The sequence below is a fragment of the Sphingomonas koreensis genome, assembly GCF_002797435.1.
Classification (GTDB): domain Bacteria; phylum Pseudomonadota; class Alphaproteobacteria; order Sphingomonadales; family Sphingomonadaceae; genus Sphingomonas; species Sphingomonas koreensis.
On record NZ_PGEN01000001.1, the window covers coordinates 2,433,062 to 2,459,214 of the forward strand.

Sequence of the window (26,153 nt, forward strand, 5' to 3'; positions counted from 1 at the left end):
GTTGCCGAAATGGCCGTCCCCAAGAGAAAAGTTTCGCCGAGCCGCCGTGGTATGCGCCGCTCGCACGACGCGCTGAAGGTCGAGGCGTTCCAGGAATGCCCGAACTGTGGCGAACTGAAACGCCCGCACGTGCTGTGCGGCGCCTGCGGCCACTATAACGGCCGCGAGATCGTGTCGGTCGAGGGCTGACACGATTTAAAGGGGGCCTGACCACATGACCTCCAGCGAGCGAATCGCCGTCGATGCAATGGGCGGCGACGAAGGGCTGGCGGTCATGCTCGCCGGAGTCGCGCGTGCGCGGCACCGGTTCGAGGGGATGCGCTTTCTGCTGGTGGGGGACGAGGCCGCGATTCGCGAGGGCCTGAAGTCGCACCCCAACCTCACCGCCGCGTCGGAGATCGTCCACGCGCCGGAAATCGTTACTGCCGAAGAAAAGCCGAGCCAGGCGATTCGCCGCGCCAAGGTGACGTCGATGGGCGTTGCTATCGATCTGGTGAAGAAGGGCGAAGCTGCCGCTGCCGTGTCGTCGGGCAATACCGGCGCGCTGATGGCGATGTCGAAGCTCGCCCTGCGGACCATGCCGGGAATCGACCGGCCCGCGCTCGCCGCGCGCATGCCGACGCTCGGTGCCAACGACGTCGTGATGCTCGACCTTGGCGCCAATACCGAGGTCGACAGCCGCAACCTCGTCCAGTTCGCGGTTATGGGCGCGGCCTATGCGCGCACCGTGCTCGATCTCAAGGCGCCGCGTGTCGCGCTGCTCAACATCGGTACCGAGGAACTCAAGGGCACCGACATCATCCGCGACGCCGCGCAGCAACTGCGCGCCGCGACTCACCTGCCATTGAGCTTCACCGGCTTCATCGAGGGCAACGCCTTGTCGCGCGGCAATGTCGATGTGATCGTGTGCGACGGCTTTGCCGGCAACATCGCGCTCAAGACGGTCGAAGGCACCGCGCGTTTCGTCGCCGATCTGCTCCGTCGCGCTTTTTCGAGTTCAATCCGTTCCAAGATCGGTTTCCTGATCTCGCGTCCGGCTACCGAGTTGTTGCGCCACCATCTCGACCCCAACAACCATAATGGGGCGGTCTTTCTCGGCCTCAACGGCATCGTCGTGAAGAGCCACGGCAGCGCCAACGAATTGGGCGTCGATACCGCGATCGGGGTTGCGGCGAAGATGGTGCGTGACGATCTCACACGACGGATCGCCGAGGATCTGGGTAATTTCGAGGCGCAAGCTGCATGACTGAGTTGGTGCGTCGCGCCGTGATTGCCGGAACCGGATCGGCGCTTCCGCCGCGCCGGGTCTCCAATGCCGAGCTGGCGGAACAAGTGGACACGAGCGACGAGTGGATCGTCGAGCGGACCGGTATCCGTTTTCGGCACATTGCTGCCGATGGCGAGACCACTTCGACGCTCGCAACCGACGCGGCCAGGGCGGCGCTGGCGGCCGCCGGGATCGAGGCGGCGGCCATCGATCTGATCGTTCTTGCGACCGCGACGCCCGACCAGACCTTCCCCGCCAGCGCGACCAAGGTGCAAGCGGCGCTCGGCATCAACGATTGCGTGGCGTTCGACGTTGCCGCCGTCTGCTCGGGCTTTCTGTACGCGCTGCAGGTGGCGGAGAGCATGATCCGCGCGGGCAGCGCCGAGAAGGCGCTCGTCATCGGCGCGGAGACATTCAGCCGTATCCTCGACTGGGAAGACCGTGCGACCTGCGTGCTGTTCGGCGACGGCGCAGGCGCGATCGTGCTTGAGGCACAAGCGAGCGAAGCGGCGGGTGGCCGCGGCGTGCTCGCGACGAAGCTGCATGCTGACGGGCGACACAACCAGCTCCTCTATGTCGATGGGGGGCCGTCCACCACCGGCACGGTCGGCAAGCTGCGGATGAAGGGCAAGGAAGTGTTCCGTCATGCCGTAGTCAATCTTGCCAGCGTGATGGGTGAAAGCCTGGCCGCGGCGGGGCTTGAGGCTAGTGACGTCGATTGGGTGGTACCCCATCAGGCTAATGCCCGCATCCTGGACGCGACCGCCAAGAAGCTTGGGCTCGCGCCCGAGAAGGTGATCGTGACGGTCGATCGGCATGCCAATACCTCGGCCGCTTCGGTGCCCCTTGCTCTCGATGCAGCGGTCCGTGACGGACGCATCAAACGCGGCGACCTGCTGGTACTGGAGGCGATGGGCGGCGGCTTCACCTGGGGCGCGTCGGTCGTCCGTTTCTGACACAGCGCCGGGCCTGCCGCTCGTCACGATAGCGTAACGGCGGTTGCGCCATGATATCCGTGTGTTACAGTGACGATGCCCGAGTTGGAGAGTTTGCGATGGCCACCGCTGCGACGCTGACGAGAGCCGATCTGGCCGATGCATTGCATCGCGAAGTCGGTCTGTCGCGCGCGGATGCTTCACGGCTCGTGGAACAGATTCTGCGCCATATGTGCGAGGCGCTTGCCGAAGGCGAGAATGTGAAGATTTCGGGCTTTGGCAGCTTCATCCTCCGGGACAAGGGCGAGCGGATCGGCCGCAACCCCAAGACCGGTGTCGAGGTGCCGATCGCGCCGCGCCGTGTGCTGACCTTCCGTGCCAGCCAGATGCTGCGCGACCGGATCGTCAGCGGGGGATGAAATGACCACCGGGCCGGAAAAGGGCGCGTTGGACAAGAAGCCAGGCGCCTTCCGGACGATCGGCGAACTTGCCCAGGAAATCGGGCGGCCCCAGCACATCCTGCGCTATTGGGAGACGCGCTTCGCGCAGCTCCGTCCGCTCCAGCGCGCCGGCGGGCGGCGCTATTACCGGCCGGAGGATGTGGCGCTGGTACGCCGCATCGACGCACTGCTTGGCAAGGAAGGTTACACGATCCGCGGCGTCCAGAGGCTGCTGGCGGGCGAGCGGGGCGCGGGCCGCAAGGAATCGGGCGTGACACTTGCCGATGTCCGCGATGCGCTCGCGCAGGCACTCAAGGATGATGGCGGCTGAGGCTCAGTCCTGCGCGGGGCCGAGCGCAGGATCGAGATCGCGCGGGCGGATGAAGCGCACCAGCGTTCCGCTGTCGGCGCGGATCGCGGTCCAGTCGGCGACATCGAAGGTCATCTCGGCAATTGCGGCGGTCGGAAACTTCTCCTCGACCGAGTCGCGTAGCGCATCGCCTGCGCGATCGGGGATCAGCGTCAGGATCAGATCTTCAAGTCCCGGATTATGGCCGAGCAGCAGCGCGGTGCGGGCCTGCGCCGGAAGTTCATGCACGATATCGAGCAGGCTCCCGGCCGAAGCCAGATAGACGCGCCGATCCCAGATCGGGGCGAGATCGCAGCCATAGCCGGATTCGATCTGCTCGACCGTCTCGACGATGCGTATGGCGGGTGACGCCACGACATGGTCGAAGGTCATGCCTTCGCTGCGCAGATAGCGGCCGACGGCGAGCGCGGCGCGCTGTCCCTTGCCATTGAGCGGCCGGTCAAAGTCCCGCGCAACGGGGTCGTCCCAGCTCGATTTGGCGTGGCGCAGCAACGTCAGCGTCTTCATCAGGCCTCCGGAGGGACGATCGCGGGGGCCTTCTGCCCCAGCGGCGCGACAGATGAAAGGCGTTCGACGCGCTGGACAGCTTCGTCGAGCGTGATCCGCGATACAGGGGTGCCCTGCGGAAACGCCCCGAGCAGCCTTGAGGGCATCGCAGCGGAGAGCAGGACGAAGGCGCCGGCATCGTCAGCGCGGCGGATCAGCCGCCCGAAGGCCTGGGCGAGCCGGGCGCGAACGATGCGATCATCATAGGTGCTCCCGCCGCCGGCAAGCCGCCGTGCGGCGTGAAGCACGCTCGGTTTGGGCCAGGGTACGCCTTCCATCACCACCAGCCGCAGCGAATGGCCGGGGACATCGACGCCGTCGCGCAACGCATCGGTGCCGATCAGCGAAGCGCGCGGATCGTCACGGAAGATATCGACGAGGGTTCCGGTATCGATCGGATCGACATGCTGGGCGTAGAGCGGCAGCCCTTCCCGCGCGAGCCGGTCGGCGATGCGGGCATGCACGGCCCGCAGGCGGCGGATCGCCGTGAACAGGCCGAGCGTGCCGCCCTGCGCCGCGACGATCAGGCGCGCATAGGCGCCGGCGAGCGCGGCGGTGTCGCCCCGCTTGACGTCGGTGACGATCAGCACTTCGGATCGGCCGGCATAATCGAAGGGCGAGGGCGCTTCGAAACGCACGGACGGGTGAAGCAGGTGCTGGGCGCCGCTCCGCGCTTCCGCGACATCCCAGTCGCCGCCCGCCCGCAGCGTGGCCGAGGTGACGAGCGCGCCATGGGCGGGCTTCAGAACGGTTTCAGCAAAGGGCTTCGAGGGATCCAGCCAGCGGCGGTGCAGCCCGACATCGATCTCGCGCCCTTCGATCCGCTCGACCGAAAGCCAGTCGACGAAGTCATCGGTGGCAGGGCCACCGATGCGCGCGATCAGGGCGAGCCAGGCGGCTACGGTTTCGGCGCGCCAGCCGAGCGAGGCGATCGCGCCTTCGATCCGCGCGCGCGCCTGGCCGTCCATCCAGTCGGGCGCCTCGTCGAGCACCGCCTCGAGGCGCCGGCCGAGCGCCATCATCGGGCGCAGCAGCCGTTCGAGCGCGGCAGCGGCGGGGCCGGCGGCATCGATCAGCGTCGCATCGGGTTCGGCCAGTTCGGTCTCGAGCCCGTAGCCTGCTTCGCCGGAACCATTGGCGTCGCGGGCGTAGGTGAGGCCGCGGACGGCAGCGAGCAGCTGTTCGATGGCGCCGAAAGGCTGGCCCTCGGCGAGCCGCTGGAGCCAGCCGTCCGAGGGAAGCGCGCGCGCGGCATCGACTGCCTCGGCGATTGCCTGCGCACCGGCATCGTCATAGCTTGCCACGTCCGACAGGCGCGCTGCGAGCCCGCGGCGGCGGCCACGGGACCCTGATTCGGGGCCGGTGATCCAGCGGCGCAGCTCGATCGTCTCCTGCCCGGACAGCGCGACGCCGAACATCGCGTCGGCGGCATCGAACAGGTGATGCCCCTCGTCGAAGACATAGCGGGTGGGGCGGGTCGCGGTCTCGCGTCCGCGGGCCGCGTTGACCATCACCAGCGCGTGGTTGGCGATGACGATGTCGGCGTCTGCGCTCGCCCGCGCTGCGCGCTCGATGAAGCACTTCCGATAGTGTGGGCAGCCGGCATAGACGCACTCGCCGCGCCGGTCGGTGAGGGCGGTCGATCCGTTGCGCCGGAACAGGGCCGGCAGCCAGCCGGGCAGGTCGCCGCCGATCATGTCGCCATCGGCGGTATAGGCCGCCCAGCGCGCCACCAGCTGGGCGAGGATCGCCGCGCGCCCGGCGAACCCGCCCTGCAGCGCATCCTCGAGGTTGAGCAGGCAGAGATAATTCTCCCGCCCCTTGCGCGTGACGATGCGGCGCTTGCGGACCTCGGGATCGGCGAACAGCCGCTCGCCCTCATGGCCGAGCTGGCGTTGCAACGCCTTGGTGAAGGTCGAGACCCAGACCGGTCCATCGGCCTTGGCCGCCCAGAGCGAGGCGGGGGCGAGATAACCCAGGGTCTTGCCGATCCCGGTGCCCGCTTCAGCCAGCACTAGATTGGGCGAATCGCGGAGCGTGCGCGGGGCGAAGGCGCTTGCCGCCGCCTCGGCATAAAGGCGCTGGCCCTCGCGCTCCTCGGCGCCGTTCCCGGTCAGCTCCGTAAGGCGTGCGCGGACTTCATCCGGTTCGAGTGAGATGGTGCGCGGCGGGGTGCGGGGCGGCTGCTCGCTCCATTCGGGCAGGCGCGAGAACAGCCAGCGCTCGGGTGTTTCGGGACGATGCAGCCGCTGCGCCAGCGCCGGTGCCCAACTCCAGCGCAGCCGCGCGAGCGACTGGGCAGCATGCCATGCGCCCTCGCGCTCGGGCCAGTCGGTTTCGGCGATGGACAGCATCGCCTGGGCGGCCTCGCGGAGGAATGCGGCGATACCCGCATCGTCCTCGGGCTCAGGCAGTCCGAGCGTGCGGGCGACGCCGCGCGGGGTCGGCACCATGAAGCGGGAGGGGCGGAGAAAGGCAAAAAGCTCGAGCAGGTCGAGACCCGACAGCTCGGCATAGCCCAGCCGCTGCGCGGCGAGCGGCGCGTTGAGCAGGATGACCGGCGTGTCCGCGGCGATGCGCACCGCCTCGCCCCGCCCGATACTGCGCGTTCCCTCACCGGTCGCGATCCAGATGCCGCCATGGCTGGCGTAAAGGGCCGGATAGGGGAGCGGGTTCACCGCGCGTTGTAGCGCAGCCGGCCGATGAAGCGCGACATGCTGAAGCGATGGTCTTTGCGTCCCGCGAGCTTCGCCTTGGCCTTTTCGAACTGCATGATGTTCTCGATCCGGCGGGCGAGGAAGGCGCGGGTTTCGGCCTGGCCTTCGCTGTCGTCGTTGAGGAACACGGCGATCGTCGCGGCATAGATGCCGGCGAGCATCGCGCGCTTGGTATAGTGGTTGTAGTCGGTGGCGGTGTCGCCCGCGAGCCGCCACATCGTGTCCGCCGAGCGCCAGCCGAGCTTCGCGGCGCGGGCGGCGTTCCGAGGCATCGCCAGGATCGCGACTGCGCGGCGCAGTGCCTCCCGGTCCGGCGCGAGCGCGTCGAGCCGCGCTTCGACGAGCGCGGTGATCTTCGCACGGATCTTCATCGCCCCAAGCGTTTCCGGTGGCAGCGCTTCCGCCATGCGCCGGTCGATCCCCGCGAACCACAGGTCGATCATGTCGACGGCATTGCCCGGCACCGCGAGCCGCGCGACGTCATGGTCGGCGCCGATCGCGTCGGCGGCGGCCCGCACGGCCTGTTCGTTCCAGCCGTCGAACGCGGCATTGGGGGCGAGATGCGGCGCGAGCGCGATACGCAGCTCGTCCAGCGTCATGTCGGCGACATCGACCATGTTCATGGTTTAGCCTCGTCAGCGATGGTTGCAACCTGCCCCGGCGACGTTGAACCGCGGCGGACCAGCACGAGCGCGATCGCCACCAGGACCGCGCCGATGAAATCGGGCACGCCGAGCCGCTCGCCATAGACGATCCAGCCGATCGTGCCGGCGATGATCGGCTGCGAGAGCAGGCCGATACCGACGACGAGCGGCGACAGATGGCCCAGCGCGTATATGAGCAAGCCCTGCCCGAACACCTGGCTGGCGAGCGCGAGTCCGACCAGCACGCCCCAGTTATGCGGCCAGATCTGTTCTCCCATCGCGATCGCGAAGAGCAGCAGCGGAAGCGTGCCGACCGCGCTGGATAGCGCCAGTGCCGACAATGGGGTCATCGCCCCACGCGCGCGGGTCATCAGGATGAAATAGACGGTATAGAGCGCGCCCGCGAGCAGGCAGAGGAGGTCGCCGATCATGTTCTGCGGCGAGAGGCTGTACGACCGGCCAAGCAGCAGGACGGCACCCGCGGCGGCAAGTGCGAGCGCGATCCCCTGTTGCCGGGTCGGCCAGGCGCGCGCGATGAGGAAACCCCAGATCGGGAACATCAAGGTCGCCGAGTTGCCGAACAAGGTCGCATTGGCGAGCGTGGTGTGCAGGATGCCGACATGCCAGGAAGCGAGATCGGCGGCGAAGGCGATGCCTGCGAAGAACAGGGTGATGCCGAGGCCCTTGGCGTGCCGCAGCGGGTTCCCCTCGGTCGCCATGACGATGGCGAACAGGAACGGGACGCCCAGCGCCAGTCGCCAGAAGCCGGCGGCGACAGGACCGACATCGGCAGCGCGCACGAACCATGGCCCAAACGCCAGTGCCACGTTCCCGAGCAGCAGCGCGGCGAAGGGCAGTGCAGCTCCGCTATGCTGCAGCGCAGCTTTTCTTGAGGGGGCAGAGTCGTGCATGGCGCCCTTAGCGCCCTAACTGTTGCATATTGCAACCCATCGGGAGGAAATTCCCCATGCCGAGCCTGTTCGACCCCATCGCCCTTGGCGCGATCCGTGCGCCCAACCGGGTGCTGATGGCGCCGCTGACGCGCGGCCGAGCGACGGTCGAAGCTGTGCCGACCGCAATCATGGCCGATTACTATGCGCAGCGCGCAGGCGCTGGCCTGATCATCTCCGAAGCGACCGGGATCAGCCGCCAGGGGCTGGGCTGGCCGTTCGCGCCGGGCCTTTGGACCGACGCTCAGGTCGAAGGCTGGAAGCCGGTGACCGAGGCGGTCCACCGGGCGGGCGGGCGGATCGTCGCGCAGCTTTGGCATATGGGGCGCCAGGTCCACAGCTCGGTGATCGGCGAGCAGCCGGTGTCGTCCTCCGCGACGACCAGCCCGGGCAAGGTCCACACCTATGGCGGCCGCCAGCCCTATGAGCAGGCACGCGCGCTGGGGATCGAAGAGATTCCCGCTATCCTCGACGATTATGCGCGTGCGACCGAGAATGCGCTCAAGGCCGGGTTCGACGGGGTCCAGATCCATGCCGCGAACGGCTATCTGATCGACCAGTTCCTGCGCGACAATGCCAATTTCCGCACCGACGGCTATGGCGGCAGCGTTGAGAACCGTATCCGCCTGTTGAACGAGGTGAGCGAACGGGTCGTCGCGGTGGCCGGGGCGGAGCGCACCGGCGTTCGCCTTTCCCCCAATGGCGCGTCACAGGGGGTGGACGACAGCGACCCCGAAGCCGTGTTCGTGCCGGCGGCGAAGCGGCTGGAGGAGATCGGCGTCGCGTTCCTGGAACTGCGCGAGCCGGGGCCGGAGGGGACCTATGGCAACACCGATGTGCCGAGGCTGAGCCCGGCGATCCGCAAGGTCTTTGGCGGTCCGCTGATCGTCAATTCGGACTATTTCACCCGCGAGGACGCACAGGCCGCGCTCGACAGCGGCGTCGCGGATGCGGTGAGCTTTGGCCGCGCCTATCTCGCCAATCCCGACCTGATCGAACGGCTGAAGCAGGGCGCACCGCTGAACGAGTGGGACATGAAGAGCTGGTATGGCGGCGGAGCGGAGGGTTACACCGACTATCCTCAACTCAAGGATCAGGAAGCGGCCTGATCGGCTTCATCGAGCCGCGCGGTCATCCAGGTGCGGAAGGCCGCGCGCGCCTTGGGCTGGAACAGCAGTGCCACGGGCAGCAGCAGGAGCAGCGGAAAGAAGATCGCGAGGATCGCGAACGCGATCAGCCCGATTACGATGCCGCCGATACTCCTGTTCATCCGGTTGGATGCCGCGTCGCTGATGACGATCCGGCGCGGCCCCTTGAGGTCGTAGAGGCGTGAGGTGGTGAGCACCGCATGGCCGCTTTGGTCATCGATCGACCGGGGCGTATCCTGCTCGATTCCGGCTGGGAGCGAAACCGCCGGTGAGGGCGGCGCGGGCCGTGCCTCACGCGTTGCAGGCTGGTCCGACCGCGTATCGATCACCACCAGCCGCCGCCCGCGTTCCACCACCTTGTAGCGGCCGGGCGGCGCGTCGGTCATTTGGCGGTGGCTCGCCGTGCCCGCCATTCGTCGGCGGTCTGGCCCCAGGCATCGACGCGCTCGTCGAGATAGGGTGCGGGCAGTTGCGTCGGCCCCATATTGTACGAGCCGAGCCGCTGCGCGAGTTTGATCGAGCCCAGATTGTCGGGGTTGATCGTGTGGATGATCGTGGTCCAGCGGAGCACGTCGACGGCATAATCCATCGCCGCGAATGCCCCCTCATAGGCATAGCCTTTGCCCGCGAATTCGGGGGCGACACCCCAGCCGACCTCGGTCCCCGGCCAGCCGTCGGGCTGCCACGGGCCAAGACGGCCGACCCATTTGCCGGTCGCCCGTTCGATCACCGAGAACATCGCGAAGCCGGCAATGTCCCATGCGCCCGACATCGCGCAAAGCTGGCGCCAGGCGAGGCTGCGCGCGATCGGGCCGCCGAGGAAGCGCATCGTCTCCGCATCGGCGTTGAAGGCGGCCCAGGCGTCGAGGTCCGATGCCTGGGGACGGCGCAGGATCAGCCGTTCGGTGAAGAGGACCGGTCCGTTCACGACACGCGCCTCAACCAAGCCTGTCCTTGAGCGCGAGCATCGCCAGCGCCGCCTCTGCCGCACCGCCGCCCTTGTTCAGATGCTTGGGATCGGCACGCACGATCGCCTGGGCCTCGTTCTCGGTCGTCAGGATGCCATTCCCGATAGGGATGCCGTCCATCGTCAGCGCCATTACGCCGCGTGCGCTTTCGTTCGAGACGATCTCGAAATGATAGGTCTCGCCGCGGATGACCACGCCGAGCGCGACATAGGCGTCGTAGCGGCCGGTCTCCGCCGCCATAGCGATCGCGCCGGGCACTTCTAGCGCGCCGGGGACGGTGATCGTCTCATGGCTGTGGCCCGCCGCCTCGATCGCGGCGCGGGCGCCGGCGAGGAGCATGTCGTTGAGATGATCGTAGAAGCGGGCTTCGACGAGCAGAACCTTGGCCATCAGACATTTCCTCCGAGGTCGATCGGGCGTTCGCCGACGATCGACAGGCCGTAGCCGTCAAGACCGACCAGCGTGTGGTGGGTGTTGGTGAGGAGGATCATCTCCTCGACGCCGAGCTCGGTCAGGATCATCGCGCCGACGCCATAGTCGCGCAGCTCCTCCATATCCGCCTCGGTGCGGATGCCGGCCTTGCGCTCGACCGCCATGGTGAAGGCATCGGCGCGCGGCCGGTTGATGACGACGATCACGCCCGCACCCTCTTCGCCGATGATCTGCATCGACCGTTCGAGCAGCTTGCCGCGCGCCCCCTCTTCGCCGAACAGATCGCCGAAGGGCGAGAGGACATGCATGCGGACCAGCGTGGGCTTGTCGGGACTGACGCGGCCCTTGAGCAGGGCGATCTGCTCGGTACCTGCGGCCTTGTTCCAGAAGGTGACGACGCGCCAATCGCCGCCCCAGCGGCTGGTGAAGCTGGTCTCCGCGCGACGCTCGACGAGATGATCGTAGCGGTGGCGATAGGCGATCAGATCACGGATCGTGCCGATCTTGAGGTTGTGGAGCTGCGCGAAGGAAACGAGATCGTCGAGCCGGGCCATCGTCCCGTCGTCCTTCATCACCTCGCAGATCACGCCCGAGGGGTTGAGGCCTGCGAGGCGTGCGACGTCGACCGCGGCCTCGGTATGGCCGGCGCGGACGAGCACGCCGCCTTCGCGCGCGACGAGCGGGAAGACATGGCCGGGCGAGACGAGGTCGGCAGGACCGTTGCTCGCGTCGATCGCGACCGCGACGGTGCGCGCGCGATCGGCGGCGGAGATGCCGGTGGTGACGCCTTCCTTCGCCTCGATCGATACGGTGAAGGCTGTGCCCATGCGGGTGCCGTTGCGGCGCGCCATCGGCTCGAGCCCAAGCTGGTCGGTGCGCTCCTTGGTCATTGCTAGACAGATCAGGCCGCGGCCATGCTTGGCCATGAAGTTGATCGCGTCGGGGGTCGCCATCTGGGCTGGGATGACCAGGTCGCCCTCATTCTCGCGATCCTCGTCGTCGACCAAGATGAACATGCGGCCGTTTCGCGCCTCGTCGATGATCTCTTCGGGCGTGGAGAGGAAGGCGTGGCGCAGGCGTGCGAGTTCGGGATTCTTACCGGGCTGGGCCACGATGGGCCTCCATGCGTTGGAGATAGCGTGCGAGCACGTCGATCTCGAGGTTGACGGCCTGACCCTGCGCGAGCGCGCCGAGGGTGGTGACGGCCTGGGTATGCGGAATGAGGTTGACGGTGAACTGCGCGCTGCGGTCCGGCTGGTCCGTCACCGTGTTCACGGTGAGCGAGACGCCGTCGATCGTAATCGAGCCCTTGGCGGCGATGAAGGGAGCCAGTGCGGCGGGGACGGAGAAGGTGATCCGTTGCGAGTCGCCATCGGGAGCGATCTCCAGCACGGTGCCGGTGCCGTCGACATGGCCGGTGACGATATGGCCGCCCAGTTCCTCGCCAAGCTTCAACGCGCGCTCGAGGTTGAGGCGACGGCCCTGCGCCCACTGATCGGCGGTGCGGGAGACGGTTTCGTGCGAGACATCGACTGCGAACCAGCCCGGCGCCTTATCGACGACGGTAAGGCATACGCCCGAGCAGGCGATCGACGCGCCCAGATCCACCGTGGTGGTGTCATATGCCGTGGAGACGCGAACGCGCAGGTCGCCGCGATCCTCCACGGCTTCGACGGTGCCGATATCGGTGACGATTCCCGTGAACATACCGTTATTCTGAATCCCGTTTGCTGGCGCGCTCGTAGACCTCGAGCCGGTCGCTGCCAAGCATGCGCGTGTCGGTGATTTGCCAGCGGCCATGCGCGCCGCCCAGTTCGGTAAGGCCGAGATCGGCGATGCCTGGCTTGCCGCCGAGCAGCACGGGCGCGCGATAGAGCAGAAGGCGATCGACCATATCGGCGCGCAGGAAGGTGGCGGCGGTGAGGGCGCCGCCTTCGACCAGCAGGTGATCGACGCCCACCAGCGTGGCGATCGCCGACGGCTGCGAGATCATGTGCCACCCGTCAGCGGTGCGTGCCGAGAGAAGGATGCGCCGCGGCGCGCGCGATTCCAGGCCGGGAAGACGGACGTCTAGCCTGGGGGCATCGCGTTCCAGCGTGCCGCGGCCGATCAGGATCGCTTCGTGCCGCGCGCGTTCGAGATGGGCATGGGCGCGTGCTTCCGGACCGGTGATCCAGCGGCTCTCGCCATTGGCCAGCGCGATGCACCCGTCGAGCGAAGTCGCGAGCTTGAGCGTCACATGCGGCCGCCCCTTGAACCGGCGGGTGAGGAAGCCGGCAATGGTGCGTTGCGCCTCGGCCTCGCCGATGCCGGTGGTCACCGCGATTCCGGCCTCTTCCAGCCGGGCGATCCCCTTGCCGTCGGTGCGTGGATCGGGATCACGCATCGCCACGACGACACGCGCGACGCCTGCCGCGATCAGCAGATTGGCGCAGGCCGGGCCGCGTGCCGATTCGTGAGCGCATGGTTCGAGCGTGACATAGGCGGTGGCGCCGCGCGCGGCCTCACCAGCTTCATCCAGCGCCATCGCTTCGGCATGGGGGCGGCCACCTGCCTGGGTCCAGCCGCGGCCGACGACATGTCCTGCGTGGACAAGCATGCAGCCGACATTGGGGTTGGGTGCCGTCACTCGCTGGCCGCGCGAGGCCAGCGTCAGTGCCGCAGCCATCCAGCGTGCATCGCTCACAGGCCCAGCGACTTGAGCTGGTCGTCGATCTTCTTGTATTCGAGGCGCTTCTTCTCGGCTTTCGCCTTTCGCTCGGCCTCGCGCTTCTGGCGAGCCTCCTCATCGATCTTCTGCTGCGCGACGATCTGCTCGAGCGTTCGGTCGGCGGGCCAGCTTTCTACGTAGACGATTTCGCGCTTGTAGGCGCGTTCGAAATAGGAGTCGAAATAGAAGCCGGCGAGGATCAGGGCGGTGGTCGCGAAGGACGCGAGCAGGAACCAGAGCTGATAGCGGTGGCGGATGCGCAGGACCTCGCGAAGGTCCTGAAGCGGCCCGACCGACGAGACGTGCTTGTTGCGCCGAAGAAAGAACATGGGGCGCAAGATAGGCGTGCCGCGCGGCCGGGACCAGCCCTGGCTACTCGACGATCTGGAAACGCAGCGTCATCGTCTTCCACCCCTCGACCGGCACGCCGTCGCGCGTGGCCGGCTTGAAGCGCCAGCGGGCGAGCGCCTGCCTGCGCGTCGCCTCTGCCAGCCCGGCGCTGGGGCTCTTCACGATATCGATCGCCTTGACCCGCCCGTCGGTGCCGATCAGCACGCGCGCGGTGACGCTGCCTTCGGTTCCCGCGCGGATCTCGGCAGGCGGATAGGGCGGCTGAAGCGCGTCGGCGAAGCGCGGATCGACCGAGGGACCGACCATCACCGGCGGGCGCGGCGGCTCGACCGTGGCGCCCCCGCCGCCGTTCACCGGGCCGATCGGTCCGATCGGGCCTGGAGGGTCGATCGTGACCGGACCGATCACGTCGGTGCCGGCGACGGCGGGCCGGTCGGTCCGGACATCGACAAGCGGGTCGGGCGTGTACGGAAGCGGCGTCGTGACCGGCTTCCGCCGCTCGGTCTGGCGCACGGGCTCGGGATCGACCGGCTTGGGTTCGACGACCGGGATGTTCGTTCCCGTGAGGATCGTGGTGATCCCGCCGGGACCGATCTTCGGACCGGCATAATAGAGGCCGAGAATGATCGTGCCGCTGATCAGAAGCGCGGCTCCGGCCCCGGCCGGTCGCGATGCAGTAGAATGATACCTGTCGGCATACATGGCTGCTCTCCTTGCTTCCGGCTTGTTCCACCGGATGAAGGGAATGATACATCATTACAATCGTGCGGCAAGACGTTTGCTTACGGCGGCGAAGCGAGCCGATGTCCGAAGGATAAGAGGGCCGGACTGCGGGGGGCGCCCGGCAGGCGCCGTCAGCCGCGCAGGCGGGCGATTGCGCGGTCGCGGCCGATGAGCGGCAGCAAAGCAGCCATGTCCGGCCCCGAATCGCGGCCGGTGAGCGCGCGGCGCAGCGGAAGGAACAGCGCCTTGCCCTTGCGCCCCGTCGCATCCTTGAGCGCGTTGGTGAGCGCGTGCCAGGGATCGTCCGACCAGTCGAGACCGGCGGCCGCCTGCGCTGCCTGCGCGAGAAACGCCGAATCGCCCGGATCGCGGACCGCATCGACCGGCCCTTCGACCACCTGCCACCAGTCGGCCGCTTCGGCGAGGGTGGAGAGATTGGGCCGAACGGCATCCCAGCCCGCTTCATCCATCCCGGCGGGCAGGCGCGAAGCGACCGTTTCATAATCGAGCTGATGGAGGATCCGCGCGTTGAGCTGAGCGAGCTCGGCTTCGTCGAACCGGGCGGGCGCGCGGCCGAATCGCGCGAAATCGAACGTCGCCAGCAACGGCGCGGGATCGGCCTGCGGCTCGACCGGGTCGCTGGTACCAAGCCGGGCGAGCAGCGCCACGATCGCCTGCGGCTCGATCCCCGCGTTGCGGAAATGATCGGCGCCGAGCGAGCCGAGGCGCTTGGAAAGCTTGCCTTCCGATCCGGTCAGCAGCGCTTCATGCGCGAAGGCCGGCGGCGTGGCGCCGAGCGCGTCGAACATCTGGAGCTGCGCGGCGGTGTTCGAGACATGGTCCTCGCCGCGCACGACATGGGTGATGCCCATGTCGATATCGTCGATCACCGAAGGGAGAAGATAGAGCCACGACCCGTCGGCGCGGCGCACCACCGGATCGCTCATCGTCGCCGGATCGAAGCGCTGGGGACCGCGGATCAGATCGTGCCACTCGATCGCGGCGGAATGATCGAGTCGGAAACGCCAGTGCGGGCGGACGCCCTCGGCTTCGAGGCGCGCACGATCGGCATCGGCGAGCGCGAGCGCGGCGCGATCATAGACCGGAGGCAGGCCGCGGCCGAGCAGGATCTTGCGCTTGAGATCGAGCTCCTGCTGGGTCTCATAGGCCGGATAGACGCGGCCTGCGGCGGCCAGCTCGGCGAAACGGCGTTCGTAGAGATCGAAACGCTGCGACTGGCGCGCCTCGCCATCGGGGACGAGGCCGAGCCAGGCAAGGTCGTCGCGGATCGAGAGCACATGCTCTTCGCGCGAGCGCTCGCCGTCGGTGTCGTCGATCCGCAGCAGGAACCGCCCGCCCTGTTTGCGCGCCCACATCCAGTTGTGGAGCGCGGTGCGGATGTTGCCGACATGCAGGCGGCCGGTGGGGCTGGGGGCGAAACGGGTGACGACGGTCATGCAGGCCCGCTAGCCGATTTCGCATCGCTGCGAAACGTTGCCCGGTTTACGTGCGCGCCGAACCCGCCTATCGGGACGCACACGGCCATGCGCCGGGCGCTTAGCTCAGTTGGTAGAGCATCTCGTTTACACGGATGGCGTCCACCGCGTTCAACGCGCTGAGCTTATTTGATTTTTTTGAGAACCGGCTTCTTCCGGTCGGGAACTGGTCGGGAGTCCGACGCAGCGAGGGCGCTGCGGACGTCTTCGTCCAGCACATGCGCGTAGCGCAGGGTCGTTTTGATGTTGCGGTGTTTCAGCGCTTCCTTCGCGGCCGCGAGGGAGCCGGTCGTGCGGACGATGCGCGTGCCGCGCGTATGGCGCAGATCGTGGAACCGGAAGCCGTCGATCCCGCCCGCTGCCTTTGCAGCGGCGAAGGGCTTACGCAGGGCCGTCTTTGTCAGCGGATAGCGCTCGCCCTTCTTGCGCCCTGGCTGCGTCCGCCCGCGCTTGTCGATAAATTCCGGCTTCGTCCGCTGCGCGACATAGGTGAACACCATCGGACCAACCTTCGGTTGGCGTGCGACCAGCGCGACCAGCGCAGCTGTGAGCGGTCGTTTCACCACATCGCCGCCCTTGATACGCGTCTGCGCCTGAGCGGTCTGCAAATTCAGGTCCGACCAGCGAAGGCCGATAACCTCTCCTAGCCGCCACCCCGATTGAAGGGCGAAATCCACGGCATCCACAAGATCATCGCGCAACTCGCTGAATAGGTTGTCTTCTTCATCGAAGCTCAGCTCGCGCGGCGGGCGGTTGGCCACCTTGAGATACAGGCGGGACCAATCAGGCATCTCACCGACATTGTATCGGCGCAGTCCATCGACGCGCCGCCACACGGCGCGAGCATTGTCGATCTCGCGATTGACCGACGCGTTCGACACCTCGCCGCGGCGTCGGGCAACGAACTCCTGCAGGTCAGCCTGTCCAATCTGGTGCAGGAAGCGGGTGCCCCCCAGCCCCGCGATAAGGCGTTCAAGGAAGCCCTCTATGCTCGGCCAGCTCGGGAGGTGCTTCGCGTGATCCTCATAGAGGCCGCACGCTTCGTCGAGCGTGATGGGGAGCTTCTGGTTGATCCCGAGGATGGCATCGCGCCGGACGATCGACTCGTAGGCGAGCGCGTCACGCTTCGATTCGAGGCCGGTGGACCCGTGATAGCGTTGCCCGTTCCACACGAAATCATAGAGATAGTAGGGTTTGCGCTTAGGTTTATAGACACTCATTCCCGCCGCCCGGCCCGTTTCGAGAACGGGACGATAACGCCAGTGGCTCGATTCGGCGAAGCCCCTGCTGCGGCCCGCTTAGGCCTGGGCGCATCGACGACGCGAGCACGCTCTACGAAAAGGTCCAGATCATCGGTGGCGTAGAGAACTTTCCGGCCGATGCGAATATATCGCAGGTGGCCCGCCTGACGCGCCTTGCGCAGGGTGCGCGCGCAAACGCGCAGCCGTGCGGCCGCCTCGTTTTCGGTCAGGAGCGCAGCGGCGGTCATCCGACCACCTCGTATTCGCGGATATCGAAGGGATAGTTGCGCAGCTCCCAACAGCAACCGCCCTTGCCGCTGGCTGGCCAGACGTGCGGCTCGCGGTTCGGCGGATCCGCGAAAAGGCGGACGCGGACGTTCTTGCCGTAGGCCTCAGGGGGCATATGGCCGGGGTTGGGCTTCATGGCCGAGCCTCGACTCCCCGGGCCGCTGCGCGCATATCAGCCGCAGCAGGGAGGAACCCATGGCCGAGATCGACTGGAACGCGCCCGCCAAGCTCTACTACCGCATCAATGGTCGCGATCGGGCAGAGCTGTCCAACGCGACGGTCAGGGATTGCGTGATTCACGCGCGGTCGCTCGCCGACGCGGACGTCGATCAGCTCGTGATCAAGATGGATGACAGGAGCGAGGAGATCGCCGGCCGCGACATAAGCGGGCTGATCGCCAAGCTCTAGGGGCGCAATCATGCCGCCTCGCTTTCGGCCTCTGCCACTGCAGCGGCGATGCGGGCGACAGCGGTTTCGAAGTGCGCGGGATTGTGCTCGATCCCGGTGAAGCGCTTCCCGGCGCGGATCGCCGCGACGCCGGTGGAGCCGGTGCCCATGAACGGGTCGCAGATGGTTTTGCCGGCGACGTTGCGGACAATGCCCGACATGAGCGCATCGGGCTTGGTGGTCGGATGGCCGAAGCGGGCGGCGCCTCGAGGCGAGGAGATCCGGCGCACGCGATGAAGATCGGTAAGCTCGCCGCGAGGATGATAGCCACGTTGCCAGGCATGGACGTAGAATTCGCAATCGGCGCGATAGTGCTTGTTGGCGACGGGCTGAGGGTTGACCTTCTGCCACACGCACAGGGCGTGACGGTGAAAGCTGCCCTTGGCGTGCGCCAGCAGTTCGGCGAGCTGGTCGTTATGGGCGAAAACGACAGCGGCGCCGCAGAGCAGCGGGTTGATGATGGCCAGATCGAAGCCGCGGTGAAGCCCCTCGGCGACCATTTGATCGAAGCTCGGCCGCTTCGCGCGATACCGACCGCCGCCGCTGGCGCGGATGAGGTAGGGCGGGTCGAAGATGTCGGCGTCGTGGAAGCCTAGCGTAGGACGGAGCGTGTAGGCGTCGCCCAGGTAGAGGGTCGCGGGGCCGATGATGACGGGCGTCATGCCGCCTTCCTCGCAATGTAACCCTCAAGGTCGGTCTGCTGCCGCGCCAGATCCAGCGGGCGCAATGTGACGGCGAAGCGGGATGCGCTCGAGCCGTCGAAGCTGTCCACGCCGGCGGCTTCGCACAGCCGTATCCGACGCGCGGTGTTTACCCGGCCGACATGGCAGATCGCCCCGCGGGACCGCGCGAGCGCGGCCCAACGGCGCATCGTGCGCTCTTTCCACCCGGTCGTGCCGCCGATGAAAACGCCGGTCCTGGGCGAGAGGAGAGGCACGACATGGCGCGGATCGAAGCCGTCCTGAACGGCGATCAGCAGCGGGACGTGTCCGATGTGGTCGTAGGTGAAGCGCAGCTTTTCCCACCAGTGCCGCGATCTCGTCAGGCTCGCGATCCCACCGTTGACGATATCGGGGACGACGATGAAGTCGGCGCCAGCGCCGAGCTGATCCACTGCGCGCTCGAAGGCTACCGTATCGAACGGCTCGTTGCGCTGGAACGATGTCCATGCGCCGTTGTCGAGGGCGTAGGGGAAACCCTCGGTGCGCAGCGCCCCGCGGGCCGACACCATTAGGCGCCAGCCCGCAGCGCGCAGCGCGTCGAGGTTCCGCCTCGTGCCCGTGCGGGATGCGTAACCGATCATCGCGGCGCTCCAACGAGATCGCGAAATAGGATCGGCTCAACGGAGCCATCTTGATTTACGCGATCCAGCCACGTCGTCGCGATCGGCTCGTCGCCGGTCCATCCGTCGGGCCAGGTGCGGGCGGCGACCAGCTCACGGATCCTCGCTTCCTCGACGGCATTGATCAGATCAATGGGCGGGCGGCCTAAGCGCGCTGCCGCTTCGTTGATTTCGGCCTGCACGGCGAGGATAAATTCGAGGCCGTAGAGCCGAGCCTCAAAGGTGAGTGGCCCCATGCGCTGGGGGTTGGCTGCCAGCGCACCCGATTTCAGCGTTTCGGCGCCGGGCTTGCGGAGGCGTTGCCCCGGCCCCCGCAAATAGCGGTGCAGCTGACGGATGCGACGTAGGGGTGCCGTGTAGGCCCATTGGGGCATGGCGATGATGGTTTGCATCGCGGTATCGTCCGACGCGAGCGGGCACTCTATGCAGCCGGTGCGGGCGTTCTTCTCGATCGCGTCGTCGCCGCCATAGGCCTCGGCGAGGATCCGTGTCGGCCAGCCACCGAATTCCGGCTGCGGCGCGTAAAACATCAGCCAATCCCAAACGATGCACACGCGCCAGTGGAGGAGCGGAGCAAGCGTCGCGATCCGCCCGCGGATGCCCTTCGCGTCGGGTAGCACCTTCTGATACCAGCCCTGCCCGCACTCCGCGCCATCCTTGCCGCAGGACATGGTGATACGGCCGTCGCGCATCGCGCTCTCGCCCTAGCGAACGCCCGTGATCATCAGGGCGGAGCCTCCGATCCCATCGAGCGCCTGCTCAAGCGCGGCCGTCATGGGATCGACTTTGATCTGTCGGGTGCACCAGCGAAGGGTGTTGTTGTTCGGCGGAGGCACGCCACGGCCGAGAATGTAAACCCAGAAGCGCTTGTCGAGCGGGGCGCAGACGACGGTGACTTCGATCCAGTCGCGCTCGCGCAGCTTGTCGATGATCGCGAGCGCGGCGATCTGGATCGGCAAAAGCTCTTGTCGGGTATCGGCGTAGAAGACGTAGAGGCGCTTGGGCCGGGGAAGATGCCCGGCCTCGATCAGATGCACGATCAGGGTGAGGGTGGCGGTGCTGTCCTTCCCGCCCGACCACGCTATCGCCACGTGCTCGTGCTCGCTCCAATAGGCGCGGAGCGATGCGAGGGTCAGGTCGATCGCTTCCTCGCTGACCATGCGGACGCCGGCGGCGAAAAGATTGTCGATCGGGCGCCTCATAGCAGCGCCTCCGCCGGCGTCGGCCAGTTCCACAGGCCTTGGGCGCCGCGCATCGGGACCGGCTGGGGCCAGCGATCGACGCTGAGCAAGGGCCAGCCCCACATTGCATGTTCGTCGCGGTCGCTATCGTTGGCGCGCGGAATGCCAAGTTCGACGGCGATGTCGGTGCCGGGGCGAGGCTCGCCGACGATCATCGTGCCGAGACCAGCGCCGAGTGGCAGCTCGTCGCGCAACGCTGCCTCGAGGACGGGGATTGCGAGAGCGGGTCTGAGGCACAGCTCGGCGGCGGCGCGGCCGAACCGCTCGCACTTCTCGCGAAGCTCGAGCACGCGGAGCATGAAGATCACCTCCTCGGTATCGATCTTTCGCGCGGCGGCGTGGTTCACGATGCGCTGGCCGACGATCGACCGAGGCGCGCGCCAGCCCCGGAACTCGTAGGGCTTGGCACCGACGTCGATCAGGGAGGCCCAAGGCTGCCAGATGGTGAGTGCTTTCATGTCACAGCGCTCCGGTTGCGACACCGCCAAGCGTCCCGGTGGGATCGGGGCGGCGGAGGGGAATATTGGCGACGACACGCGCTTTGCCGGCGGCGACCAGGGCGAGTTGTTCCTCAAAGGATTTCGGCCGCCGTGCTTCCTCCCGTGCCGCAGCGGCGGCGGCAGCACGATCGTCGGCCAGCTTCTGGCGCGCGGCCGGATAGCCGTGTGCGGCAGCATACTGGCGATAGGCCGCCATCGCCGCCTTGCCGGTGGGCAGCAGCGCGTCCTCGGCGGTGACGCGACGGTATGCTGGGCCGCGGGACGGAAGGCGTCGCGTTGACGGTATTGGAAGGCCTGCGGCCTCGAAATCTGCGACGATCGCCTCGCGCATGCGGTACGCCTCGCTGCCACCGATGCCGGCGTGCAGCCCTGCGCGGCGCGCGGACATGCCCTCCACGAGGATCAGCCGGCGGAACTCAGCCCGGGCAGCGTCGGGGATCTGGAAGAAATGATCGGTATAGCGGACGCGCTTGCCACCGATATCGCAACCCGGGAGGCACTGGCCCTTCCGTGACAAACGACCGATCAGGCGATCTCGTGCGCGCAGGATCGTCGTTTTGCTGGCGCCGGTCCGCTCGTGAACCTTGAGTGTCCCGAGGCCTTCCATGAACGCAGCCTCGATCGCCGCGATCATGGCGCGCGACACCTTCACGCCGGAATATGCTTCGCCGCCGCCGGGCGGGGGCAACGGCACCTTCCCCGCCGCCTTGAGTTCGGCACTATATCGGCGACGTTCCTCTGCGATGCGGCCCGCGCTGAGGCCAAGCCGCAGCTGGATATCGACGCCCTTGTACCCCTTGCGCAGCGCATAGCGCAGGCGCTCGATCCCCTCGGGCAGCAAGCGGCCCTTGGCGTCGCGCTCGGCGGGTCGGAACCCCTTCCGCGTGCAGAGGGCTATCAGGACCGCATTGCACGCGCTGGCCTCGCTGACGCCCAGCTCGGCGCCGATGCGGGCGAATGACCAGCCCTGTTCCTCTCGCATCACGATCGCGCGCTCAAGGCGGTCGCCCTGCAGGCGGGCTTTCGGCGCTTCGGTGACGACGGTGCTCCGAATCCCGAGTCTGCTAGCCATCACGAAGATGGCCTGCCAGCTGCGCTCCGGGAGCAGATCGGTTACGGCGTTGATGCCGCCGACGGGGTAGATCTCGTGGAGCACGGCGATCTCCTCCGACGTCCACGCGGGGGCTTTGGCGCGGGGCATCAGGCCGGATCCTCGACCGTCGGCTGCGCAGGCGCCACAGGCTCCGCATCATAGCGGACGCCGCAGAACGGGCAGTAGGTCGGGACCGCGATGGCGGGTCCGACGCGCTTGCGAGTCTCGATTTTCTCAGTCCGAATCGTCGGCCGTGTGAACAGCGGGCCACCGTCGCGGGGGATACCGATCGTCTCGATGATGCGGGTGTTGCGCTCGGCGAGCTTGCGATTGAAGTCGGCGACGCAATTGCACGGGTTCGTCATGTCAGACTCCGGACGATGAGGATGATGAGGGCGAGGCACGGCACGGGGGCGAGCAGCAGGATCAGCGCGCCGATCGGCCGCATGACTTTCGGCGGGGGCGTCACGTGGCGGACCCGACGCCGATCGCGCGCAATGCGTCCGCGATGCTGACGATGCGCGGACCCGGGCCGAGTTGGTGCCGGATCCGCTCCGCCGAGAGCTGCGTCAGGACGAGATCGCCGGGGCGTGGATCGGCGCGTTGCCGCGTCCGCCCCTCGGGATCCCATTCTTCGAAGATCCTCGAGCAACCGTAATGTTTGCGGAAGCGCTCAGCGAAGCGCGTCTTGCCCGTTTCCGGGGCGCCATGGATCACCGTGAATGTCATGTATCGTTCCTTTCGCCGAGCATGCGGGCCTGCAGCGCGAAGGCCTGATCGGGCGGGACGCGCCGCAGGCGCTGGTCAAGCGCGTCCTGGGCGGGGTTGCGGTCGAGGTTGAGGAAGGCCGCGGCCCGACGGCGGAGGGACTGCCAGTCCTTGTTGCGCCGCTCGTGCTTCGCTTCCTTGATGCCGGTGCGGATCTCGCCGGGCAGTTTGGCGAAGCAGCGGTCGCATAGACGCTGCCAGCGCTTCCGCCCGCGGCCACAGCCGGGGACGTCGCAGATGGAGGCGCGGGTCATGCCGGCCTCCGCCCGCGTTCGCTACGGATCCCGAGCGCGCTGGCGCGCATCCGGATCGCGTCGAGCGAGCGGTGCGGCAGGAGCTGGCCGACGCGTTTGTATCCGCCGGCGGGATATGCGCGGCGCAGCGTTTCGATCTCGCTGCGCATCCAGGGGCCATAGTGCTTCATGGCGCACCTCCGATCAGGACGAGAGGGGACGGGCCGCCCGCCGCGCCGATCGCGAGGATGATCGCGCAGCCGGTCAGCGAGCCGAGCAGCCACTGCAGCGCCCAGCTGGGGCTGCGCCGAGCGGCGAAGCGCCGGTCGATGTGTGGATACCGGCACCGCGAGCAGGGGCAGTCCTGGCTATGGATGCGAGGGGCGGCGCGCATTTCAGGCCGCCACCCGGCGCGGGCGACGGCCGCGGGCCGGCGCGATGGCGCAATCGGAGCAGACGGCCGATCCGGCGCGGATCGCCCAGCCATCGGGCAGCACCGGGCCAACGGCGTTCTGTTTCTCGCCGCAGGCACATTCGAAGGTGACGGGTTCGTCGAGCTTGGTGGTCATTTGGAATCTCCGGGTTCGAGGGAAAGGCGAACCGGAGCGCGGTGGGGCGCGGGCGCGGCGGACGATCATCGGTCGCCCTCCGCCCGCGCGGTGTCCTTCGCTGGCTGGTTGAACACCCAGCAGGAGACGATCTTGTTGACCGGGTTGTTGACCTTTTTGGTCGCGATGAACTTGCGACTCTTGCTGCCGCGCAGGAGCTTTTTCAGCTCGTCCATATCGGGCGGGACGAGACCGGCGGCGCGACAGCGCGATTCGAACTCAACCAGGTTGACCGCGATCAGATTGTCGTGGTCACGATGCTGGTTGAGCGAGCGGCCTTCATAATACTGCTCGACCGTCTCGCGATCGATCAGCCAGTTATAGCGCTCCCAGAAGGTGGCGACCTTGGGATGATCGCCGCCGGTCGAGAGCTGGCGGTCGAGCGCCATGGCGTCGATGAACTGAATCGTTTCCGCCACCCATTCGGGGCGGCAATTCGGGAACAGCTTGGGGAGCGTTTCCACCGCAGCGGCGAGCTGGCGATGGTTCTTGATTATGCGATCGTTGTGCAGCCCGTCGGCGCGCTTGCGCAGATCCTTCTCGTGGTGCGCCGACCGTTCGAAATAGAAGGTGAGCCACTTCGCTTCCTGGCGAAGGATATGGATGATCGTGCCCGAGGCGCGCTCTAGCGGCCATTGCTCGAGGCGGAGCGCGGCCTGTCGCGTGGCATCGGTGCGGCCGTCCTTGTCGATCCGCATCGACATAAGCCGCTCGAGGACGGCGGGGATCGCGTCGATGCGGTCGTTCTGAACGAGATAGATCGTGCCGAGGAAGGGCGGCTCGCTCGTCTCGTAGCCGTTCGACTTTTGGCCGGTGCCGCGCGGGGAGCGGCCGTTGAACAGAACGAGCAGGTCGTTGTAGTCGAACTGGCGGTAGCCGCCGCGCTTGTCTTCGTCGCGCTTGCCCTCGACCAAGCCGACGGGGAGGTTCGACACCTTGACCAGGCTGCGCGCGATGAACGCCGGCGTCGCCTTGTTGGGGTCGAACCCCTCGTAATCCGCGCGGCCGCACAGCTTCCACAGGAACTCGACGATCGTCGATTTGCCCGAACCCGGCTCGCCGGTTATCTCGAGGAAGCCGATCGACTTTTCGCGCAGGCGGATCTGCACCGCGAATAGCGACATGACGTAGAAGCCGAGCGCGACCAGGCCGCGCGGTCCCCATGCCGTCCACACGTCGGGGAGCCAGTCGAAGTCGAGCTGATCCGGGTCATAGGCGATGTCGAGCAGGCGTTCGGTAGAGCGCGGCTTCACCGCGGCCTTGCCGAAATCGAAGTAGCTCTCGCGGTTGATCGCGATCACGCGGCCGTCGCGAACGGCAATGTCGCCCAGCAACCACGCCTTGTGCGGGTGCGAGTAGCCGGTGAAATAGATCGGCTCGACAACCTTGAGCTGGCGCGTCTGATTGCGCATCAGCCGGTCCAGCTGCTCGCCGGTGCCCGACCACATTCCGGCGAAGGCCATCAGCCGCTTCTTGAATTCACCGCTGTTCGCGCAGGCCGCGGCCGAAAAGCGCGCCTTCACGCTGGGCTGGGCGTAGGGGAAATCTACCTGCAGGAAGTAGTTGGTTTCGTCCGAGATCTCGTCCCGCTCGCGGTAGAGCAGGCGGAACGCGCAGTTTGCGATCTCATCGACCTCGATCGACCGGCTCTGCTCCTCGTCATATTTGACGCGGCCCCACCACAGGCGGTTGCCATGACGAAAATCGAAGGATGCGAGCGCCAGACGATCGGCGATCAGCTTCGCCTTTTCGCGGGGCTTTTTCGCGATGGTGACGGCGCCGTTCCAAAGGTATTCTTCGAACGCGGCTGCGGAGAGCGGCGCCTTTTCCGGCTCGCCGCGCCATGCCTTGTGGCGCAGCAGCAGGTCATTCCAGTCGAGCTTTGTGCCCTCGCCATCGGGCCGGACCTGCATCGCGGTCGCGTCCCAGCCCTGCTCGACGGCCTTGTCGACGAACTTGCGGGTCCATTCGGTGCCCGCCTTGCCGACGTCGAACGCGAAAACGAGCCGGGGACGCGTGACCTTCTTTGCCCGCTCGAGCGCGGCGCGCAGGTCGGCGAGGAAGTGCTCCGGCCAGACGTTGACCGACATGGCCGACACAGCGGCTTTGCCAACCTGGTGCAGCGCCGCCGCGTCGAAAATGCCCTCGGCGATCAGGATATCGTCGGCGCGGGCGAGATCGTCGATCGTGACGCCGGGGGGCGTCCATACGTGCCCCTTCCAGCTCCCGCCCTTCTTGAAGTGCGCCTTCTTTTCGAAGCGCCCGACGCGATCGATCAGCCGTTCCCAATGGGTATCGCCGATGCGGAACCGCACCGTCGCCGTGGTGTGGCCGCTCTGCGGATCCTGATACGTCTCCTGAGTGTAGCTGCCCTCGAGCAGCTTGAGATCGAGGCCCCGCTCGAATTCGAGATAGGCGTCGGCCGACGCGTTGGGCCGCTCCTCGGTAATGCGGAACCGCTTCGACCAGTCCTCGAACAGGTCGGGGAGCAGGTTGCGAACGGTGTCTTCCCAGCCGCAGTTTTCCTGTCGGCCGCAGCGCACGATCTTCGGCTCGACGGCCGCGCAATACGCTTCCCACCGCTGGCAGCCCGGGCACTGCCCCTCCTGCAGCCACGCCCCCTTATCCTTGCGGAAGCGAAACTGATCCTTGAGGCCGGAAATGATTTGGTCGGCGAAACTCACGCGGCGATATC

Annotated in this window: 35 protein-coding genes; 7 read left to right on the forward strand and 28 right to left on the reverse strand. The window is 67.2% G+C overall.

Translation table 11 applies throughout. From position 1 onward, the window contains the following. Positions 1-9 precede the first annotated feature (9 nt). The 5 genes from rpmF (at position 10) to BDW16_RS11465 (ending at position 2,973) form a co-directional block, all read left to right on the forward strand. Positions 10-189, forward strand: coding sequence for a 50S ribosomal protein L32 (gene rpmF / locus BDW16_RS11445; protein WP_066572698.1), 180 nt, complete (start codon positions 10-12; stop codon positions 187-189). Positions 190-214: 25 nt separating this feature from the next. Then, on the forward strand, positions 215-1,246 hold the full coding sequence (plsX, locus tag BDW16_RS11450) for a phosphate acyltransferase PlsX (protein WP_066572696.1): 1,032 nt from the start codon (positions 215-217) through the stop codon (positions 1,244-1,246). After that, positions 1,243-2,223, forward strand: coding sequence for a beta-ketoacyl-ACP synthase III (locus tag BDW16_RS11455; RefSeq protein WP_174532019.1), 981 nt, complete (start codon positions 1,243-1,245; stop codon positions 2,221-2,223). Before plsX ends, BDW16_RS11455 begins: the two co-directional genes overlap by 4 nt. Before the next feature lie 98 nt (positions 2,224-2,321). Further along, entirely contained in the window at positions 2,322-2,621 is a 300-nt protein-coding gene (locus BDW16_RS11460) for an integration host factor subunit alpha (RefSeq protein WP_066572693.1), read from the forward strand. Between the two features lies 1 nt (position 2,622). Further along, a complete protein-coding gene (locus BDW16_RS11465; RefSeq protein WP_066572691.1) occupies positions 2,623-2,973 on the forward strand; it encodes a MerR family transcriptional regulator in 351 nt (116 codons plus the stop codon). A gap of 3 nt (positions 2,974-2,976) precedes the next feature. Here BDW16_RS11465 and BDW16_RS11470 read toward each other — a convergent pair whose 3' ends face one another. The 4 genes from BDW16_RS11470 to BDW16_RS11485 are packed head-to-tail and all read right to left on the reverse strand — an operon-like array spanning position 2,977 to position 7,830. Beyond that, positions 2,977-3,519, reverse strand: a complete 543-nt coding sequence (locus BDW16_RS11470; RefSeq protein WP_066572690.1) for a SixA phosphatase family protein — start codon at positions 3,517-3,519, stop codon at positions 2,977-2,979. Then, on the reverse strand, positions 3,519-6,236 hold the full coding sequence (locus BDW16_RS11475; RefSeq protein WP_066572689.1) for an ATP-dependent DNA helicase: 2,718 nt from the start codon (positions 6,234-6,236) through the stop codon (positions 3,519-3,521). The genes BDW16_RS11470 and BDW16_RS11475 overlap by 1 nt, the downstream gene beginning before the upstream one ends. Then, positions 6,233-6,892: a COQ9 family protein gene (locus BDW16_RS11480; RefSeq protein WP_066572933.1), complete on the reverse strand. Its 660-nt coding sequence runs from the start codon at positions 6,890-6,892 to the stop codon at positions 6,233-6,235. Before BDW16_RS11480 ends, BDW16_RS11475 begins: the two co-directional genes overlap by 4 nt. 2 nt (positions 6,893-6,894) lie before the next feature. Continuing rightward, on the reverse strand, positions 6,895-7,830 hold the full coding sequence (locus tag BDW16_RS11485; protein ID WP_066572685.1) for a DMT family transporter: 936 nt from the start codon (positions 7,828-7,830) through the stop codon (positions 6,895-6,897). 56 nt (positions 7,831-7,886) lie between these two features. On the opposite strand from BDW16_RS11485, the gene BDW16_RS11490 reads away from it, so the two are divergent. After that, positions 7,887-8,978: an alkene reductase gene (locus tag BDW16_RS11490; protein WP_066572682.1), complete on the forward strand. Its 1,092-nt coding sequence runs from the start codon at positions 7,887-7,889 to the stop codon at positions 8,976-8,978. Here the strand turns inward: BDW16_RS11490 and BDW16_RS11495 are convergent. From BDW16_RS11495 to BDW16_RS11550, 12 genes are all read right to left on the reverse strand, one after another. Continuing rightward, entirely contained in the window at positions 8,963-9,403 is a 441-nt protein-coding gene (locus BDW16_RS11495) for a hypothetical protein (protein ID WP_066572679.1), read from the reverse strand. The two genes, BDW16_RS11490 and BDW16_RS11495, sit on opposite strands and share 16 nt — an antisense overlap. Continuing rightward, a complete protein-coding gene (locus tag BDW16_RS11500; protein ID WP_083954139.1) occupies positions 9,400-9,945 on the reverse strand; it encodes a GNAT family N-acetyltransferase in 546 nt (181 codons plus the stop codon). Before BDW16_RS11500 ends, BDW16_RS11495 begins: the two co-directional genes overlap by 4 nt. 10 nt (positions 9,946-9,955) lie before the next feature. After that, positions 9,956-10,375: a 6,7-dimethyl-8-ribityllumazine synthase gene (gene ribH / locus BDW16_RS11505; RefSeq protein ID WP_066572671.1), complete on the reverse strand. Its 420-nt coding sequence runs from the start codon at positions 10,373-10,375 to the stop codon at positions 9,956-9,958. Continuing rightward, positions 10,375-11,553 (reverse strand): 3,4-dihydroxy-2-butanone-4-phosphate synthase, encoded by a 1,179-nt coding sequence (gene ribB, locus BDW16_RS11510; protein ID WP_083954130.1) that lies wholly within the window; start codon positions 11,551-11,553, stop codon positions 10,375-10,377. Before ribB ends, ribH begins: the two co-directional genes overlap by 1 nt. Beyond that, the gene (locus BDW16_RS11515) at positions 11,513-12,124 is read right to left on the reverse strand and encodes a riboflavin synthase (protein WP_066572668.1); all 612 of its coding nucleotides are present in this window, start codon (positions 12,122-12,124) and stop codon (positions 11,513-11,515) included. The genes ribB and BDW16_RS11515 overlap by 41 nt, the downstream gene beginning before the upstream one ends. 4 nt (positions 12,125-12,128) lie before the next feature. Beyond that, positions 12,129-13,085 (reverse strand): bifunctional diaminohydroxyphosphoribosylaminopyrimidine deaminase/5-amino-6-(5-phosphoribosylamino)uracil reductase RibD, encoded by a 957-nt coding sequence (ribD, locus tag BDW16_RS11520; protein ID WP_066572930.1) that lies wholly within the window; start codon positions 13,083-13,085, stop codon positions 12,129-12,131. 14 nt (positions 13,086-13,099) lie between these two features. Continuing rightward, a complete protein-coding gene (locus BDW16_RS11525) occupies positions 13,100-13,456 on the reverse strand; it encodes a hypothetical protein (protein WP_066572666.1) in 357 nt (118 codons plus the stop codon). A gap of 43 nt (positions 13,457-13,499) precedes the next feature. Continuing rightward, the gene (locus tag BDW16_RS11530; protein WP_066572663.1) at positions 13,500-14,180 is read right to left on the reverse strand and encodes an energy transducer TonB; all 681 of its coding nucleotides are present in this window, start codon (positions 14,178-14,180) and stop codon (positions 13,500-13,502) included. A gap of 152 nt (positions 14,181-14,332) precedes the next feature. Next, positions 14,333-15,658 carry a glutamate--tRNA ligase gene (gene gltX, locus BDW16_RS11535; RefSeq protein WP_066572661.1) on the reverse strand — a complete coding sequence of 442 codons (1,326 nt, stop codon included), beginning with the start codon at positions 15,656-15,658 and terminating at the stop codon, positions 14,333-14,335. 164 nt (positions 15,659-15,822) lie between these two features. Further along, on the reverse strand, positions 15,823-16,917 hold the full coding sequence (locus BDW16_RS11540) for a tyrosine-type recombinase/integrase (protein WP_066572660.1): 1,095 nt from the start codon (positions 16,915-16,917) through the stop codon (positions 15,823-15,825). Beyond that, positions 16,914-17,186: a helix-turn-helix domain-containing protein gene (locus BDW16_RS11545; RefSeq protein ID WP_066572659.1), complete on the reverse strand. Its 273-nt coding sequence runs from the start codon at positions 17,184-17,186 to the stop codon at positions 16,914-16,916. The genes BDW16_RS11540 and BDW16_RS11545 overlap by 4 nt, the downstream gene beginning before the upstream one ends. Then, complete coding sequence (locus tag BDW16_RS11550; protein ID WP_066572656.1) at positions 17,183-17,362, reverse strand: hypothetical protein; 180 nt, start codon at positions 17,360-17,362, stop codon at positions 17,183-17,185. The genes BDW16_RS11545 and BDW16_RS11550 overlap by 4 nt, the downstream gene beginning before the upstream one ends. 59 nt (positions 17,363-17,421) lie before the next feature. Between BDW16_RS11550 and BDW16_RS11555 the strand changes: the two genes are divergently transcribed. Continuing rightward, a complete protein-coding gene (locus tag BDW16_RS11555) occupies positions 17,422-17,634 on the forward strand; it encodes a hypothetical protein (RefSeq protein WP_066572653.1) in 213 nt (70 codons plus the stop codon). An 8-nt stretch (positions 17,635-17,642) separates the two neighbouring features. Here BDW16_RS11555 and BDW16_RS11560 read toward each other — a convergent pair whose 3' ends face one another. From BDW16_RS11560 to BDW16_RS11605, 12 genes are all read right to left on the reverse strand, one after another. Continuing rightward, positions 17,643-18,335 (reverse strand): DNA methyltransferase, encoded by a 693-nt coding sequence (locus tag BDW16_RS11560; protein WP_066572650.1) that lies wholly within the window; start codon positions 18,333-18,335, stop codon positions 17,643-17,645. Beyond that, a complete protein-coding gene (locus BDW16_RS11565; protein WP_066572648.1) occupies positions 18,332-18,976 on the reverse strand; it encodes a hypothetical protein in 645 nt (214 codons plus the stop codon). Before BDW16_RS11565 ends, BDW16_RS11560 begins: the two co-directional genes overlap by 4 nt. Next, complete coding sequence (locus BDW16_RS21650) at positions 18,973-19,707, reverse strand: hypothetical protein (protein ID WP_241230430.1); 735 nt, start codon at positions 19,705-19,707, stop codon at positions 18,973-18,975. Before BDW16_RS21650 ends, BDW16_RS11565 begins: the two co-directional genes overlap by 4 nt. Positions 19,708-19,719: 12 nt before the next feature. Further along, positions 19,720-20,217 carry an adenine nucleotide alpha hydrolase family protein gene (locus tag BDW16_RS21655; RefSeq protein ID WP_241230429.1) on the reverse strand — a complete coding sequence of 166 codons (498 nt, stop codon included), beginning with the start codon at positions 20,215-20,217 and terminating at the stop codon, positions 19,720-19,722. Then, entirely contained in the window at positions 20,214-20,714 is a 501-nt protein-coding gene (locus tag BDW16_RS11575; protein WP_066572646.1) for an ASCH domain-containing protein, read from the reverse strand. The genes BDW16_RS21655 and BDW16_RS11575 overlap by 4 nt, the downstream gene beginning before the upstream one ends. 1 nt (position 20,715) lies before the next feature. Beyond that, positions 20,716-21,957, reverse strand: a complete 1,242-nt coding sequence (locus BDW16_RS11580) for a hypothetical protein (RefSeq protein ID WP_066572645.1) — start codon at positions 21,955-21,957, stop codon at positions 20,716-20,718. Further along, on the reverse strand, positions 21,957-22,214 hold the full coding sequence (locus BDW16_RS11585) for a hypothetical protein (protein WP_066572640.1): 258 nt from the start codon (positions 22,212-22,214) through the stop codon (positions 21,957-21,959). Before BDW16_RS11585 ends, BDW16_RS11580 begins: the two co-directional genes overlap by 1 nt. Positions 22,215-22,314: 100 nt before the next feature. Further along, entirely contained in the window at positions 22,315-22,578 is a 264-nt protein-coding gene (locus tag BDW16_RS11590) for a hypothetical protein (RefSeq protein ID WP_066572639.1), read from the reverse strand. Beyond that, positions 22,575-22,871: a hypothetical protein gene (locus tag BDW16_RS11595; protein WP_066572638.1), complete on the reverse strand. Its 297-nt coding sequence runs from the start codon at positions 22,869-22,871 to the stop codon at positions 22,575-22,577. Before BDW16_RS11595 ends, BDW16_RS11590 begins: the two co-directional genes overlap by 4 nt. Next, positions 22,868-23,041: a hypothetical protein gene (locus tag BDW16_RS21330; protein ID WP_157081356.1), complete on the reverse strand. Its 174-nt coding sequence runs from the start codon at positions 23,039-23,041 to the stop codon at positions 22,868-22,870. Before BDW16_RS21330 ends, BDW16_RS11595 begins: the two co-directional genes overlap by 4 nt. A 204-nt stretch (positions 23,042-23,245) precedes the next feature. Continuing rightward, positions 23,246-23,419, reverse strand: a complete 174-nt coding sequence (locus BDW16_RS21335; protein ID WP_157081355.1) for a hypothetical protein — start codon at positions 23,417-23,419, stop codon at positions 23,246-23,248. A gap of 65 nt (positions 23,420-23,484) precedes the next feature. Continuing rightward, a complete protein-coding gene (locus BDW16_RS11605) occupies positions 23,485-26,142 on the reverse strand; it encodes a toprim domain-containing protein (RefSeq protein ID WP_066572636.1) in 2,658 nt (885 codons plus the stop codon). Between the last annotated feature and the right edge of the window lie 11 nt (positions 26,143-26,153).